The sequence below is a fragment of the Pseudomonas wayambapalatensis genome (assembly GCF_049942315.1).
Taxonomy (GTDB): Bacteria; Pseudomonadota; Gammaproteobacteria; order Pseudomonadales; family Pseudomonadaceae; genus Aquipseudomonas; species Aquipseudomonas wayambapalatensis.
In genome coordinates this window covers 128,179-145,266 of record NZ_JBNFMU010000233.1, presented here as the reverse complement: position 1 = coordinate 145,266, position 17,088 = coordinate 128,179, and the positions used below count along the sequence as shown (strand labels likewise).

General features: G+C 61.2%; 6 protein-coding genes. 3 read left to right on the top strand and 3 right to left on the bottom strand.

From position 1 onward, the window contains the following. Positions 1-72: 72 nt before the first annotated feature. Both treS and ACPZMI_RS23650 read right to left on the bottom strand, forming a co-directional pair. Positions 73-3,384 carry a maltose alpha-D-glucosyltransferase gene (treS, locus tag ACPZMI_RS23655; RefSeq protein ID WP_426353185.1) on the bottom strand — a complete coding sequence of 1,104 codons (3,312 nt, stop codon included), beginning with the start codon at positions 3,382-3,384 and terminating at the stop codon, positions 73-75. A 146-nt stretch (positions 3,385-3,530) separates the two neighbouring features. Then, the gene (locus tag ACPZMI_RS23650) at positions 3,531-5,564 is read right to left on the bottom strand and encodes an alpha-1,4-glucan--maltose-1-phosphate maltosyltransferase (protein WP_426353184.1); all 2,034 of its coding nucleotides are present in this window, start codon (positions 5,562-5,564) and stop codon (positions 3,531-3,533) included. A 139-nt stretch (positions 5,565-5,703) separates the two neighbouring features. On the opposite strand from ACPZMI_RS23650, the gene ACPZMI_RS23645 reads away from it, so the two are divergent. The 3 genes from ACPZMI_RS23645 to ACPZMI_RS23635 all read left to right on the top strand — a co-directional run bounded on the left by ACPZMI_RS23645 (position 5,704) and on the right by ACPZMI_RS23635 (position 15,165). Then, positions 5,704-5,865 (top strand): hypothetical protein, encoded by a 162-nt coding sequence (locus tag ACPZMI_RS23645; protein WP_186709744.1) that lies wholly within the window; start codon positions 5,704-5,706, stop codon positions 5,863-5,865. A 329-nt stretch (positions 5,866-6,194) separates the two neighbouring features. Further along, positions 6,195-14,768 carry a Tc toxin subunit A-related protein gene (locus tag ACPZMI_RS23640; RefSeq protein WP_426353183.1) on the top strand — a complete coding sequence of 2,858 codons (8,574 nt, stop codon included), beginning with the start codon at positions 6,195-6,197 and terminating at the stop codon, positions 14,766-14,768. A 187-nt stretch (positions 14,769-14,955) separates the two neighbouring features. After that, entirely contained in the window at positions 14,956-15,165 is a 210-nt protein-coding gene (locus tag ACPZMI_RS23635) for a hypothetical protein (protein ID WP_426353182.1), read from the top strand. Positions 15,166-15,205: 40 nt separating this feature from the next. Here ACPZMI_RS23635 and ACPZMI_RS23630 read toward each other — a convergent pair whose 3' ends face one another. Beyond that, a complete protein-coding gene (locus ACPZMI_RS23630) occupies positions 15,206-16,870 on the bottom strand; it encodes an AMP-binding protein (RefSeq protein ID WP_426353181.1) in 1,665 nt (554 codons plus the stop codon). Positions 16,871-17,088 lie beyond the last annotated feature (218 nt).

Sequence of the window (17,088 nt, the reverse complement as noted above, 5' to 3'; positions counted from 1 at the left end):
CCTGTGGGAGCGGGCTCGTCCCGCGATCATGGGCGCAGCCGGTGCCAGGCAACACTACCGTCCCTCCAGGGTTCATGCTTCGCCCCAGGTACTGATCAACCCATGCAGACCATGCAAAGGCACGGCCAGCCAGCCGGGTCGGTTGTCGGCTTCATAGGTGATTTCGTAAGCGGCCTTTTCCAGGCAGAACAGCTCCAGCGCGGCGCGCTCGCCCTCGGCGTGCTGCCAGGCATGGGCAATGGCGGCGGTGGCCAGGCCATAGGCTTCGACGAAGGCATGACGCGACTGATGCAGGTACTGCCGGGCAACCCGTTGACGGGCCTGGCGCGCGGCATCGGACAGGTCTACCGCCGAGGCGCTGCGCAGGATCATCGCTGCAGCATAGTCGAACGAGCGCAGCACGCCGCTGACATCCTTGTAGGGGCTGTGTTTCGCCCGGCGCTCGTCCAGCGGTCGCGCAGGCTCGCCTTCGAAATCGATCAGATAGGCATCGCCCTGCACCACCAGCACCTGGCCCAGATGCAGGTCGCCATGCACCCGCATCAGCAAGCCGCCCTGGGCCTGGCGTGCGAGTGTGTCGATGTGCTGGGCAAGGCCTTCGCGTTGCTGCTGCAGGTCATCGACCAACGCCTGGCTTTCGCCGTCCAGCTGCTCGCGATGCTCGGCCAGCAGGTCGAGGGCATGACTGAGCTCGGCATTGATCTGTCGCCCCCAGCGCTGGCTGTCCTGGCTGTCGCTGGGGCGCGGTGCAAAGGCCGGGTCGGCGGTGGGCGCGGCCAGCAAAAGGTGCATCTCACCCAGGCGCTGCCCCAACAAGGTGGCAAAGCCCGAAAGCTCCGACAAGGCATCGGTGTGCGCCTCGGCACTGGTCTGGGTGGGTTCCATCTCGTCGCGGATCGCCCGCTCCAAGGTGTTCTGGGTCCACGACCAGGCATCGCCCTGGTTGCTCAGGTAACCTTGGGCAATCATCAGCAGGTGCGATTGCGCCTGCTCATCCACACGACTGACCCAGGCCAGCAACGGCGAGATATTGGCAAAGCCGGCCGCCGTGAGATAAGCGCTCATTTCCAGCTCCGGGTGAACGCCCGGATTGACCCGCCGGATCAGCTTGAGCACCACACGTTCACCGATCACCACCGAACTGTTGGACTGCTCGGCACTCAGGTAGCGCACCTCACTGTCCTCACCCACCGCCAGGTCAGCCAGTTGCCCGGTGCACTCGAAGCGCAGCTCGCCGGCACTTGAGGGCAAGCGGGTATCATCCTCGCAGGCGCGCAACACCGCCCGCACGAACGACTCCTGCACGAAGGCATCGGTGATCAGCCCGACCTGTCGACCTCGGCGTACCCGCGACAACGCCAGCTGCTGAGGCAAGGCGCTGTGGATCTGCTCTTCAGGCAGCAGGCCGAACGGCAGTTGGTAGTGGCTGGTCACGCCGTCACTGAGCACCTCCAGCTCGCTGAGCAGCACCGGGGTGGCCGGCGTGCCGAAGCGCACGCCATAGCGAATGCGCACCGCATCGATCGGTCCTTCCTTGCCGGCGAACCAACGGCGCTTGGGCAGGTACTGCGGCAGGATCGACGCCTGCAGGGTGTCCACCGACGGCGCTTCGAGCAACTCCTCCAGACGCTTGCGCAGCACCAATGTGGTCAGTTCAGGCAAGCCTTCGGCAGGCTGGATATGCCAGCTGGGCATGCGGTCGTGGGAAGCCAGCAGGAACCAGTAGAAGGCATACGGCGGCAGGGTCAGCAGGAAGGGTAACTGGCCGATGGGCGGGAAGGCGCTGCCACCAAGCATTTCCACCGGCACCCGCTCGGCATACTGCGACAGGTCCAGTTCGGCGGCCTGCGCCGCGCGCGAAACGTTGGCCACGCACAGGATGGTCTCGCTGTTGCCATCGGCATCGGTGTATTCGCGCACGTAGGCGAGGATGCGCCGGTTGCTCGGGGTCAGCATCTTCAAGGTGCCGCGACCGAAGGCCTTCTGTTGCTTGCGCACCGCGAGCAGACGCCGGTTCCAGTTGAGCAGCGAATGCGGATCGTGGCTCTGGGCCTCGACATTGACCGTCTGGTAGCCATACAGCGGGTCCATGATCGGCGGCAGCACCAGGCGCTGCGGGTCGGCCTTGGAGAAACCACCGTTGCGGTCCGGCGACCACTGCATTGGTGTGCGCACCCCATCCCGGTCACCGAGATAGATGTTGTCGCCCATGCCCAGCTCGTCGCCGTAGTACAGCGTCGGGGTGCCGGGCATCGACAGCAGCAGGCTGGTCAGCAGTTCGATGCGCCTGCGGTCGCGCTGCAACAGCGGCGCCAGGCGCCGACGGATACCGAGGTTGATGCGCGCGCGGCGGTCCTCGGCGTAGTAGTTCCATAGATAGTCGCGCTCGCGGTCGGTGACCATTTCCAGGGTGAGCTCATCGTGGTTGCGCAGGAAGATCGCCCACTGACAGTTGGCGGGAATCTCCGGGGTCTGGCGCAGAATGTCGGTGATCGGAAAACGGTCTTCCATGGCCAGGGCCATGTACATGCGCGGCATCAACGGGAAGTGGAAGGCCATGTGGCACTCGTCGCCATCGCCCTCGCCGAAATACGGGCGGGTGTCTTCCGGCCACTGGTTGGCCTCGGCCAGGAGCATGCGATCGGGGTAGTTGGCGTCGATCTCGGCGCGGATCGCCTTGAGCACGTCGTGGGTTTCGGGCAGGTTCTCGTTGTTGGTGCCGTCGCGTTCGATCAGGTAGGGGATCGCGTCCAGACGCAGGCCATCGACACCGATGTCGAGCCAGAAACGCATGACCTCGATCACCGCTTTCATCACCTGCGGATTGTCGAAGTTCAGGTCCGGCTGGTGCGAGTAGAAGCGATGCCAGAAATACTGACCGGCGACCGGGTCCCAGGTCCAGTTGGACTTCTCGGTGTCGAGGAAGATGATCCGCGTGCCGTCGTACTTCTGGTCGTCGTCCGACCACACGTAGAAGTCCCGCGCCTTGCTGCCGCGCTTGGCGTGGCGGGCACGCTGGAACCAGGGGTGCTGGTCGGAGGTGTGGTTGATGACCAGCTCGGTGATCACCCGCAGCCCCCGCTTGTGCGCCTCGGCGATGAAGCGCCTGGCATCGGCCATGCTGCCGTAGTCGGGGTGCACGGCCTTGTACTCGGCGATGTCATAGCCGTCGTCACGACGCGGCGAGGGGTAGAACGGCAGCAACCAGAGGGTGTTGACCCCAAGCTCGGCGATATAGTCGAGCTTGCTGATCAGGCCGGCGAAATCGCCGATACCGTCGTTGTTGGCATCGAAGAACGACTTGATGTGCAACTGGTAGATCACCGCATCCTTGTACCACAGCGGGTCGTCGATGAAGGCTGCCGGGCGGGAACGCTTGGCCATGTGCGACTCCTTTCAAGATCGAATTTCGGCGTGAGGCTGTCGGGACCGTTCTGCGGTCCTTCGCGGGTAAACCCGCTCCTACAAAGGTGGCGCAAAACCTGTGGGAGCGGGCTTGCCCGCGAAGGGCCGCAACGCGGCCCCTGCATTTACAAGGCTTTCTCGATACGCCAGATCCCGAACGGCTGGTGCCAGGGCTCGATGCGCATCCACTGGGTCTTGCCATGCCAGGTCCAGCGGTGGCCGGTCATCAGGTCCTCGCCTTGCGTATCGGCGTTGTCATCGAGCCCAAGCTCCCACAGCGGCAGTTCGAAGTGCGCCTCCTGGGCGTTGTACGGATCAAGGCTGATGGCGATCAGGATAAAGTTGTCGCGCTCGGGCGTGCGCTTGGCGAAATACAGGATCTGGTCGTTCCAGCAGTTGAAGAATGCCACGCCCAGATGCGTCTGCAAGGCGCGGTTCTGTCGGCGAATACGGTTGAGTTGGGCAATCTCGGCGACGATGTTGCCGGGCGCGGTGAAGTCGCGCGGGCGGATCTCGTACTTCTCCGAATCCAGGTATTCCTCCTTGCCCGGCAACGGCGTGCCCTCGCACAGCTCGAACCCCGAGTACATGCCCCACAGCCCCGAGCCCATGGTCGCCAGCGCCGCACGAATGAGAAAGCCGGCGCGCCCACTGGTCTGCAGGAAATAGGGGTTGATGTCGGGGGTGTTGACGAAGAAGTTCGGCCGGTAGCACAGGCTCCACGGCGGCTGGTTGAGCTGCTCGAAGTATTCGCGCAGCTCCTGCTTGGTATTGCGCCAGGTGAAATAGGTGTAGCTCTGCGCGTACCCGACCTTGCCCAGGCGCGCCATCATCGCCGGGCGGGTAAACGCCTCGGCGAGGAAGATCACATCAGGGTACTGGCTGCGCACATTGGCGATCAGCCATTGCCAGAAGGGCAGCGGCTTGGTGTGCGGGTTGTCGACGCGGAAGGTGCGCACGCCCTCCTCGACCCAGCCGACCACCACATCGCGCAGTGCCAGCCACAACGAGGGGACAGCGTCAGGCGCATAGAAATCGACGTTGACGATGTCCTGGTATTTTTTCGGCGGGTTCTCGGCGTAGCGAATGGTGCCGTCCGGGCGCCAACTGAACCAGCCCGGGTGTTCGGTAAGCCAGGGGTGGTCCTGGGAACACTGGATGGCGAAGTCGAGGGCGATTTCCAGACCATGCTCGGCGGCGGCGGCGACCAGCCGACGAAAGTCTTCGCGGCTGCCCAGTTGCGGGTGGATGGCGTCATGGCCGCCATCGGGGCTACCGATGGCGTAGGGGCTGCCCGGGTCGTCGGGGCCTGCCTGCAAGGCGTTGTTGCGCCCCTTGCGGTGCTGCTTGCCGATGGGGTGAATGGGCGGGAAGTACAGCACGTCGAAGCCCATGTCGCGGATCATCGGCAGGCGCTGGTGCACATCGTCGAAGGTGCCATGGCGCGCCGGATCGTCGGTGATCGAACGCGGGAACAGTTCGTACCAGCTGGCAAACAGGGCGCGCTCGCGGTCCACGTCCAGCGGCAGCTCGGGGCTGCGAGTCAGGTAAGCGCGGTGTTCGGCCTGGCTCATCAGGCTGGCGCTTTCGGGGCTCAGCAGCAACGCCACCTGATCGTCCGGTGCCAGCGTCGGCAAACGCTGTTGCAACTGTTCGAGCTGCTCGCGCAACGGCCCTTCGCTGCGCTCGATGCCCTTACCCAGCAGCAGCCTGCCCTCCTCCAGCTCCAGCTTGACCTCGACACCGGCGTGGTACTTCTTCTCGAGGTCGTGGCAATAGGTGGCGTAGGGATCGATCCAGGCTTCGATGCCGAACAGGTGCAAGCCCAGTTCCACTGGCGTGAACTCGGCAACCCACAGGTCATTGCCTGCCGACGTCATCGGCACGCCATGCCAGTGGCGGCTGTGGGCCTGGCGCCAGTGCAAGACCACCGCCAGGCGGTCATGACCGTCGCTGTAGACCTTGCTGGTCACCTGCACGGGCTGTCCGCTTACCGCCTTGGCCGCGAAGGTGCCACCGTCGAGTACGGGAGTGGTGTCCTCGATCACGATGCGTGGCGCCAGCAAGGCCTGGGACAGGCTGATGGCCTGGTCGGGATGATCGCTGGCCTTGGGCACTTGCTCGAAAGGCGCTTTTGCGACGGGCTCATTACCGGACATCGAACCTTGCTCCCCTAAGCTGGTGGCGGTAAGGGTTCAGAGCCGTGGGTGCGCGGCGGGTTCAAAAAAATTGAGCGAATGGCTGGTACGGCAGGTCGAAGCCTGCACAACCTCTTCATCCACTGCGCGAGGTCAGGCCATGAACATTCCCACTCCACCGGAGACGCCCGATCCGAACATCGACGACCCGGCGCTGCCGCCGCCGGTGCCCGAGGAAGACCCGGACGAACTGCCGATCAAGCCGACCGTGCCGCCGACGGTGGGTGATCCGCCGAGCGAGGAGCCGCCGGTGAAGGCCTGAGCATAGACCAGGCCAGGTCACACCGGTGCACAATGATTCCGCCATATCGCTGGCCTGCCCGTCAGGCGGGCACTGCTGTATTCGACTACCAGCCGGGGCCTTTCAGTGCCCCTTGGCGGCGCAAGCCGCTGTCACAACACAGTTCAGGCAAACCACGGCGTCGCCACCTTGAGAGCATGCCTAGGCTCTGCATGAGCCTGCGAAAAATCGACCTACCTAGTATTTCTGTCAGGTGTGCCCTGCGGCGTACGCGTGTAGTTTGCTGCAGTGGGCCTGGCGCAGGTTTACAGCCGGGTCAGTGCAACAGCATCTGCCAAGGACTGTCCGCGATGAATGACGCAACTAACCCTGCCAACCGCTCAGACGCCGCCACCTACATGAAGCTGTTCCCGGAAGACCGCACGCGCTGCGCGCCCGGGGCGTTGATGAGCAACGACAGCAGGCTGGCCTACCTGGTGCACCTCAAGGAACAGATTCAAAAGTTCGAAGTACGCGCGGATGTCAACGCACCGATCACCCTGCTGACACGGCGCCCTGACCTGCTGACGTTGAAGCTCGACGACAGAAGCGTCCGGCGTACCCTGCCCAAGATCAGGATTACGCTTGAACTGCTGGAAAACCGTGCTGAGCAAGCCCTGACAAAAAATCAGACGCTACAAGAAGCGGTCGCGGAAGGCTCCGGCCAAGCCAGTGTGCCCTTCCATCGTGCCTGGGAGTCGGTCAAAGCGACACTGGCGGCCAAACAGGTGCAGCTGTGGGACCTGCTGAGTGCAACCAGCCTCTGTTATCCACTGTTCACCTTCGCCCATCTGCCCTCGGCCGCCCAGCGGACTGCCACCACACTGGCCAGCGGTTTCTCGCCGCAACTGCGGACCCTGCTGCTCGACTCTACCCCCAGCGAGCTGAAGCTGAGTGCAGCCTCGTACGATACGACGCAAAAGCTGGCCAAGGCGCTGGCACTGAGCCGTCGTGAACTGCGCCAGTTGCTGGCTGTAGATGCTGTCGGCAAGGGCGGTACGGCAGTGACCCGCAGCCCCCACGTGCCCACAGCCGCCAAGCCATCCAGCCAGGTATACGGCGCCATGTTCATCAATAATGCTGAAACGCCGTTGTATCTGCTCGAATCGGCGCCCGCGCAGCCTGCGAGAAAAAAAATCGTGCGCATCGAAGGCCTCACCGATGCCCACTTGGACCGCCTCGAACGCATACTGCGCCTGCAGCGGGCCCTGGGCCTGAGCGCGGCCCAGACTGACACGCTGGTCATGGCTGCGCTGCGTGCCGAAGGCCAGACCGGCAACTATCAATTGACGGACAAGACCCTGCGCGCACTCGGGCTATTCCGTCATCTGCAGCAAAAATACAACGTCAGTGCCGAGCAGTATGCTGCGTTGATCGATGCACTCTCACCCTATGCCACCGGGCGGCAGACTTCATTCTACGACCGACTGTTCGCCGCCGGGCATGATGCAGACGGTCAACCTGCACAACCCTCCCTGAAGCTGGACGACAAGGCGTTCGATCCTGCGGCCACCACAGGCGCCGACGGCCTGACAGTCAAGCAACTGGCCCTTGGCCTGAAGGTGGATGACACCTTGCTGCGGGGTATTCTGGGTAGGGTGGTCGAAGCACAGAATCTGCAAAAACCGACACGCTCGCTGGCCGTGGTCTCGGCCTGCTACCGGATCGTTGCCCTGGCCCGGGTGTTCGGCACTTCGACCCTGCAGGGCCTGTCCCTGATCGAAGTACTGATGAATCAGGACCCTGTCTACTGCCAACAATTGGCCGGCCAGCCAAGCCTTGCGGGCGAGCCCGGCAAAGCCGACATCATCGATGTGATCGCCGGTGTGCTGCAGGCTGTGGAGTGGCTGCTGCACCAGGGCATGGACGCCTTGCAACTGGCCTACCTGCTCAATCCCCGGACGCCTAGCTTCAACCCGGCGTGGGGAAGTGCGTTCAACCCTCAAGGCAGCCAAAACGCGGATGCCCTTCACCTGACGCTGAAAACGGCACTGGGGCTCGAATCACCAAACCTTGTTGCGCCCCTGCTGCGCTGGGCCGGGGTCGACGCCGAGCTTTTGAGCACCCGGATAGCGGCCATCGCTCAGCAGTGTACTGCAAAGTCAACGACACCAAAGGCGTGCTTCACCGAAAGTGACCTCACGCAGTGGTCAATCCTGCAACGCTACGCCGACGTGACAAAACTGTTCAAACTCAGCGCACACCTGCTGGATCAGCTGACGCTTACCCCAGAAAGGTTCAACCTCAAGGATCCGAAATCGGACAAGTGCCGCCCGCTGGACCTGAGCACCGTCTATCAACTCGGCCGTTACAAGGCAGTACTGGCCAGGCTGGACTTGAGCATGGGCGAACAGGACTTGCTGGTTCACCTGAAAAGGTTCGAGGCGCACGACGACGAGCCATCTGCAGACAACACGGCAAAAGAACACTGGGTCGCCCTGGAACAGCTGCTGGGCCGCACCAGCGGTTCTCTCAGTGGTTTGATCGATATTGCGCCGCCCGCCACCTTCACGGGCATCGATCGCCTGCTGCGCACCCTGGAGCTGGCAGACAAACACCAGCTGGCAGTGGACACCTTGTTGCAACTGGGCAAACTGCCCGGCACCGACAGCTACGCCCCCTTCCAGCAGGCCGCCGTGGCCCTGCGCAAAGGCTGCAGCGCCAAGCAGCGCAAGGTGGTCGATGAACAGCACAGCGTTGCCTGGCGCGACGCCCTGATGCAATGGATGATCGCCAAATGGGCGCCGACCGACCCGGCACACAGCTGGATCACCAGCACGCAGACCCTGGCCGACTACCTGCTGATCGACCTGCAGGTGTCTCACGAACCCCTGACCACTCGCACGCTGTCGGCCACCGCCAGCCTGCAACGCTACCTGCACCAGATCCACTCACGCCTGGAAAACGGCTACCGCAGCACCGCGATCAGCGACGTCGAGCGCGATGAGTGGGAAAACTTCAGCAGCAGCTACGAGCGCTGGAGGCTGCGCCAGGATGCGCGCAACGAGCCCCAGAACTTCATCGACCCCACCCGCCGCCAGCGCAAGACCAGCGCCTTCAAAGACCTGGAAACCCAACTGGCCCAGGGCAAATGCCAGCCCGAAGACATCCACATGGCCATGCTCGGCTACCTCAGCACCTTCGAAACCCTGAGCAATATTCAGCCGATCTCGGTCTATGCCGACGGCACCTCGCCGCTGACCGACACCTACCATTTCATCGGCAAGACCAACGTCGAGCCGACCGAATTCTATTGGCGCACCCTGGACATGTCGCAGCGTGATCAAGAGGGCGTGCCGAGTATGTTGGCGTGGGGCGAGTGGGAGAAGATCAGCCTGGTGGTCAGCGCAACGATCGCTCTGACCCCCCTGCCGCCAAAGACGGACGACAACCGTACCCATATCGAGCTGATCCGCCCGGTGATCGTTGCCGGTCGTCGTTATGTGGTGTGGGTCGAGCGTGACACCACCGGCATACCCATGGGGCCGGACAACAAGCCCAGCGAATACTTTGCCTTGCGGGTGTACTTCGCCTTCCGGCAGACCGATGGCAACTGGAGCCCACCCAATGAGCTCATGACACTGGACGGACATGACGATAAGGGTGAGTTCAAGAGTAATGAAGTGCTGGCGACGAACTCCGTCGGGACCGCTGCGAACACCAACGTGTATTTGAAGACCAGGACGTTCATGCCGGGGTTGATGGTCATGGTCAACATCCATGGGGATCGATTGCATGACCCCTGGTTGACCACCGTGGTGTTCGATAGCTCACTGCCAGCGGAGAAAGGAAAACAGCCGAAACGCAACGTTGATTATTTCATCAGCAACAAGGACCTGCTGTTGCTCGAGGACAAAGCGCTCGATCTCGGTAACGTGACGGACCGCCCCATCGAGACAAACATGATGAAGCGGTGGTTGAGCTTCTTCCGAGACCCGCGGACCGTACAACATCCCTATGTGGGGGCGGTTACCCAACTGAAGACGGTCGAGGAAGATTCCAAAGCGTTCAGCTGGAGCGACCTGGCGTCTACAGATGCAGTAAAAGGTCGCTACGAAATCACTACGCTCGGGCAGGCCTATAGTGAAGCATCATTATCTGACGCTTCGGATTGCATTTCAGTCGGTATCACGCTGGACAGCGCATTGAGGTTGAGAAAAGACAATCCATACCTTTCAGCAACGTTTCAATTATCCAAACGTCCCCAAATGCTATCTCTGAAAATTCATTATGGTCCTGCACGCTTATTCGCCGCCGACGACATCCTTAGCACCTTCGACTTTGTCAAAAACAGCCATGAGATAAGCCAACTAACAAGCGCAAATGATGAAGCAATTCGAATACAAACCAAAATAAATGAAACAGAAAAAGAACAAAATCACGCACAACACTATTCATCGCCACATGCCTACACCGAAAAACTCAAAGATTTCGAGCAAAGAAAGAGCAACCTGAACCAAAAATTAATAGAAGCAGAAATACAAATAGACCGCTATATAATGGAAAACTTTAAATCCATCATATTCTTAAGCGAAACAACAAACCTCCGTTCAAAATATTCGGCATTCCCAACCCTAAAACTAACCGCAACCTTCAGCACCCCTGAAAACGAAGACGTTTGTTTAAACATAGCCTCCAATACCAAAAACTGTCCAGTACCAAAAAGCTGGACCCTGTCAAACTGGGAAGAGAACACTGAAAGCCGGAGAGGCGGGTCCCGCAATACCGATTCCAACGTCATAAGACTGGGGCAGCCATTACCAGAACTTTCAGAGCTTATCAAAGCGACCCCAGATTACGCTGAACTCACTGTAAGGCTGAACATTAAACCAACAGGAAACTCAAACCCCAGCTGGACACTGTCAGCCCTTGAGCTGGCACGACTTGACGAACAACATCTACAGATATTCAAAAATTTACCCACCCACAACGCCGACACATTCGGCGAAGTCAAGAATTTCCTGCTCAAGGTACGCTACCTACCCGCAGATAAGTATTCCGAACTGATGGGCGTCACGAATATCGAGCAACCGCGCCAGCCTATCGCACTGCACACCGCCATTGACAACGCCAAAGCGCTGGACAAGGCAGACGCGATCAACACGCTCATCAACCAAGAGTCCAACGCCTTAAAAAAAATCACGCCCGACCTGCCTGACGAATCGCTGCAGGCGATATTACGCCTTCGATACCTCCACCCGGCGACCTGCCGCAGAATCCTTTTTTACCTTGATCCCAAGCACGAAATGGCGTTCGAGGACACGTTGATCGCCAACGGCAAAGGTGTCGTCCATTTTGACCTCCCCATCAACAAGGACATCCGTGACTACACCGTCTCTCTGGACTTCTACGACGAATACTTCAGCACGACCAATCCCGTCGCAACGGCTACCTGCGCCTATACCCTGGAAGAGAAAGACGACGACGCGATCCCCAGTGTGCAGATCTGCCGCAATGAAACACAGGCTCTGTACCTGGACTTCAAGGAGGTCAACGACAAAGCCGAAGACCAGACCAATGCCCCCCCTTTCCGTACCCTGCGGCTGAACACCCTGTTTGGCAAGCAACTGGTGGCACTGGCTACTCAATCGGTCGAACAGTCGCTGTCATGGAAAGCCCAACACTTGCCGGAGCCGCCCCTGGAACCTGCAAGTTCAGGCACCATCGTCGACCTGCGCAGCGCCAACGGCTTGTACTTCTGGGAGCTGTTCTTCCACGTGCCGTTCCTGGTTACCTGGCTGCAACGCCAGAACCGCGAATACAGCCAAGCCTGGCGCTGGTGCACACGGTTCCTGTTCGACCCCTACCGCACCTGGGTGCCCGGGGGGAACCACCCGCCGCTGTTCTGGCTGACAAGGCCTCTGCTGGCCCGTGCACCCTTCACCGTCAGCGCCCAGAGCAACGACCCGGACCTGCTGGCCTACGCCGAACCCGAGCGCTACCGCAAGTCGCTGCACCTGTTCGTGGTGGAAAACTGGCAACGCCAGGGTGATGACCAATACCGCATGCTGACGCTGGATTCGCTGGTCGAAGCCGCGTTGTGCTATGACAAGGCCCTGCGGTTGATCGGTGTGCTCCCCGAGAATCTGTCCAGCGCACCTGCCCAGCCACTGACACTGGCCAAGGCCAGCTCCACGGCCTTTACCCCGCCACTGAACAACAAGCTCGTCATACTGCGCAACCTGCTGCGTAACCGTCTGTTCAACCTGCGCCACGGCCTGACCCTGGATGGCAAGCCCGCTGCGATCATGCTCGACCCGGACACACTCGACCAGATCGCACTGGGCAACAGTGTTGCCGCCCAGGACCGGGGTGATGCTACGCCGGTTGCGCCCATCGTGCCCCCCTGCCGTTACGAGGAGGCGCGCAAATGTGCGGGAGAGGCCGTGCAGCAACTGATCGTATTGGGGCAAACCTTGCTGGGCTTCTACAACACCGAAGCCGCCCAGCAACTGGAGCTGCTCGGCAAACGCAACTTGATCAGGCTGCTGGACTTCCCTTGTCAGTTGCAGGAGCAAGCGCTGGAACTTGCCAAGCGCGAACGTGACACCGTGTTGCGCTCAAGAGGCATGATTGAGCAACGTCAGGAGCATTACCAGCGGCTGGTGGACGAAGGCGTGATCGAGCTGGAAACGGCTGCGCTGGCACTGGCAGCGTCTTCTGTCGCCACCCGCCTGCCATCGGTCCCCAGCTACGCCATGGCAGCGGGTGCCGCAATGGCACCGACCATTTTCGGTATGGCGGTGGGTGGTTTCAGCCCGCAGGAAGCATTTGAGTCGGCGGCCAATTCCTTGGAGGCTGTGGCCGAGACGCTCGAAACCATGAGCAATACGATCGACAAGCGGGCCGAATACCTCCTGCGTCGCCAGCAATGGCAGCATGAAGCCGACCAGGCCGCACATGAGCTCGGCATCATCGACGCTCAACTGCGCGAGCGAGACATACAGATCAAGGCCGCTGGCATCGCCGTGAGCGAGGCCCGTGCAACCCGCCAGGCGCACCAGGCCGAATACGAGGTCATGCAATCGGTGTTCGCCAGTCACACCACTTATCTGTGGTTGATCGGTCGACTGTCGGAGATCTACAGTACCGCTTACGACGCAACCACTTCCCTGTGCCTGATGGCCGAAAACTGCCTGCGGTACGAACTCGGAGACTTCACCAGTCGCTGGATCAGGACGGACGGCTGGCTCGACAACTGGCGTGGGATGCTTGCGGGCGAAGCGCTTGAGCGCGACCTGATGCAAATGGACGTCGCGGCGATACGCGATAACCACAGGCCACTGGATATCCGCAAGGATTTCTCCCTGCTGGCGCTCACCGGCTGGACCAACGAAGAATTGCACGAGCATCTGGGCAAGGATGAAATCCTGTTCGAGCTGTCGGCACGACTGTTCGACAGCGATTTCCCAGGCCATTACCTACGCCGCCTGGAACGCATCACGCTGGCCTTCGAAATCCCAGGGTCAAGTTCTTCGAAACCGATCTCGGCCATGCTCTACCAGACCTCGAACAAGTTGCTTCTGGAAGCGGACATCGAAGGCGCCCACCACCTGTATTCGGCCAACCAAGGCAGCCCCAAGCATGTGCTTCGCGACCTCCGGCCAAACCAGAGCATTGCCCTGTGGTCGGTCAAGGAAGTGTCGCGTAACTTCGATCTGCAGCCGTCGGTATCCGACAAGGCCCGCTATCAACCCTTCGAAGGCACCGGGCTGATCTCGAGCTGGCGGCTCGCGTTCCCAGGCGGCGCCAGGAACAACCCTGAGCTTTACAAGGACGATATGTGCAGGCTCAAGGACATCGCCATCACCGTCAGCTACAGCGCGGTTGATGGTTCCACGGCATTTCGCGACGAAGTCAGGCAACTGCTGCAGGGCGGGAGTAAAACAGGCTCTGCTGATGGCGGCGACAGCGCAGCAGGCGAATCACCAAGCGGTAACGGCAGCAGTCAGCCAGCAAGTTCAGGTAACGCTGACAATGCCATCGTCACTGCACGAGAAGCGGAACAGGCCGCCAATGCGGCACTGGCAACCGCCCAGGCGCAAGGTGACGATCCGGCACTGAAGGCGCCCGAGGCGCGCGAGCAGCTCAAGCAAGTGACTGAAGCTATCGCCAAAGCCAAGAAAGCCGCCGAAGCGGCCAGCACCGCCCGCAAGAACACCGAAGCCGCTGCAAAGAGAGGTCAGGTGGACAGCGCGCAATCCAGCGCAGATGAGGCGCAGCAAGAGGCCAGGTTGGCCCAGGAGGCCGCCGAGTCGGCTCAGAATGCCTGCAAGGTCGCACAGGACGCGGCCAGAGCGCGCGAGGCGGATGCACGTGAGGCTGCTGAAAAGGCTGCTAAAGAAGCCGCCGACAAGCTCAAGGCTGAGATCGACACGGCGGTTGCCTCTGCCAAGGCCGCAGCCGAGGCCGCCGAGGCCTCACGGAAGTCGGCGCAAGCCGACTATCAAGCCCAGTCCATGAACATACCCGAGGCAAGCGCGCAGAAAAGAGAGGCGACCGGTTTAATGGACAAACTGCAGGCAGCCGTGGACGAGGCAAAGAAGGCGTATCAGGACACGGTGGAAGCGGCCAGCGAAGGTCAGCTTGCAACCGCACAAGCCAAAGCCCAATCAGCCAAGAACGCTGCAGAGCAAGCAGCCATCTACGCCAAAACTATTGCCCGTGCACGCAAGCAAACCGATACCTTTCAAACGCTCGCTCAACTGCAAGCAGCGGCCAAAGACCTCGTGGGCAAGCAGGCCCGGTACGCCTACAAAACAGGAGAAACATACACCGCGAAAGTCGTGTCTTGGGGGGAAGACTACGCCAAGCTTGAAGGTTGGGGAGGTGGGCCCGATACAAAACTGATGTTCTCGTCCATCGCTTACCTGAAAGCCAAATGAGGCCCGTATCAAAGTTCCGGGACGAAGGCTAGCCAGGGTAGGGTGCAACGCACCTGGCCGAGGTATCAACGGTTTGATCTTCGCGATCGTTATAGCTACATGACACAGGAGCCTGCCCATGCCTGACCAATGAAACCCTGAACCTCAACACACACTGACGCATGACTCAACTCAAGGGGAAATGAACATGGCTACCGAACAGGAACTGAAGAAACTGCTTGCCGAAAAATTTGACAAGAAAGAGGCCGATATCAACGGCGCTACGAAAGTTTCCGACATCGTCAGCAGTACCTCAAAACTGGTTCGATACATCAATGACGATTTAGGAACCGACCTGACAGAAAGCGACATCCAAGACGCCGAAACCTTCGACGATTTGTTCAAGGCTGTTAAGTGACATGTCATATCCGCCTGGTCTTCTCAGGCCAGGCGGCGCTTCAGTGCGACGCGAGTTCCGCCATGCTGATCTCGCGCATGCGGAACTTCTGCACCTTGCCGGTCACCGTCATCGGGAACGCTTCGACGAAGCGGAAATGCCGCGGCACCTTGAAGTGCGCGATGCGTGCCTTGCACCAGGCCTGCAAGTCCTCGACCGTGGCGCTGTGCCCGGGGTGCAGCTTGATCCAGGCCACGACCTCCTCACCATAGCGGCTGCAAGGGATGCCGATCACCTGAGCATCGGCAACCGCCGGGTGGGTATGGAAAAACTCCTCGAGCTCGCGCGGGTAGATGTTCTCGCCGCCGCGAATGATCATGTCCTTGTTGCGCCCGACGATGCGCACATAGCCCTGTTCGTCCATCACCGCCAGGTCACCCGTGCGCATCCAGCGCGCCGGATCGATCGCCTGTTGAGTGGCTTCGGGGTTATCCCAGTAACCGAGCATCACGCTGTAGCCGCGGGTGCAGAGCTCGCCGATCTCGCCACGCGGGACGATGGCGCCGTGCGCGTCCACCAGCTTGGTCTCCAGTTGCGGCTGCGTGCGCCCGACCGTGGTCACGCGCAGTTCCAGCTCGTCATCCGGGCCTGTCTGCAGCGACACCGGGCTGGTCTCGGTCATGCCGTAGGCGATCTGCACCTCACCCATGTGCATCTGCTCGATCACCCGGCGCATCACCTCGATCGGGCAGGTGGCACCGGCCATGATGCCGCTGCGCAGGGTCGAGAGGTCCAGAGTGCTGCGCGACGGGTGGTCGAGCATGGCGATGAACATGGTCGGCACGCCATAGAGGATGCTGGCACGCTCTTCGGCCACGGCCTGCAGCGTCAACTCGGGATCGAAGGCGTCGTTGGGGTAGATCATGGTGCTGCCGTGGGTGATGCAACCCAGGTTGGCCATGACCATGCCAAAGCAGTGGTACAGCGGCACCGGGATCACCATACGGTCCCGTTCGCTCAGGCCCAGGCTTTCGCCGACCATGAAGCCGTTGTTGAGGATGTTGTAGTGGCTGAGCGTGGCGCCTTTCGGCGCGCCAGTGGTGCCGGAGGTGTACTGGATGTTCACCGCCTGGTCGAACTGCAAGCCCTGCTGCCTCGCCTGCAACGCCTGGGCATCGACCTGCCCTGCCCGTTCGGCCAGTGCATCCCAGGGCAGAAAGCCTTCGGGCGGCTGCGACGACAGGCTGATGACGCCCTGCAGGTCCGGCAGGCGTTCACTCGCCAGCGGCTGCGCACCCAGCTCGGGCAGCATTTCCTGGACCATCGCGTGATAGTCGGACGACTTGAAGGCATCGGCACACACCAGCCAGCTGCAGCCGGACTGACGCAACACATACTCCAGCTCGCCCACCCGGTACGCCGGGTTGATGTTGACCAGGATCGCGCCGACCTTCGCCGTGGCGATCTGCAGGATGCACCACTGGGCGCAGTTAGGCGCCCAGATACCGACGCGATCGCCACTGGCCACGCCCAGGGCAATCAGGGCACGGGCATGCACCTCGACCTGCTCGGCCAACGCGCGCCAGCTATAGCGCAGGCCTTGGTGACGCACCACCAGGGCCTCGCGCTCGGGCCAGCGGGCGGCGGTGGCATCGAACGCCTGGCCGATGGTCTGGGTCAGCAGAGGCCGGTCCTGGCGGCCGCGGGTGTAGCTTGGTTGACTCATGAGTGTCCCTTCTTGTGGTTGTTCTGGGCATGACTGAAGCAAGCGGCAATTACTCTGGCGCAGATTTACGTTTACGTAAAGGTGATGATCCAATTGACAGCCCGGAAAGGCAGGTTTACGTTAACGTCAACCACGAGCACCGACCCTGTGGGAGCGGACTTGCCCGCGATGAGGCCGGACCAGACAACAGCGCTGGCCGTTCTGACGGGCATCGCGGG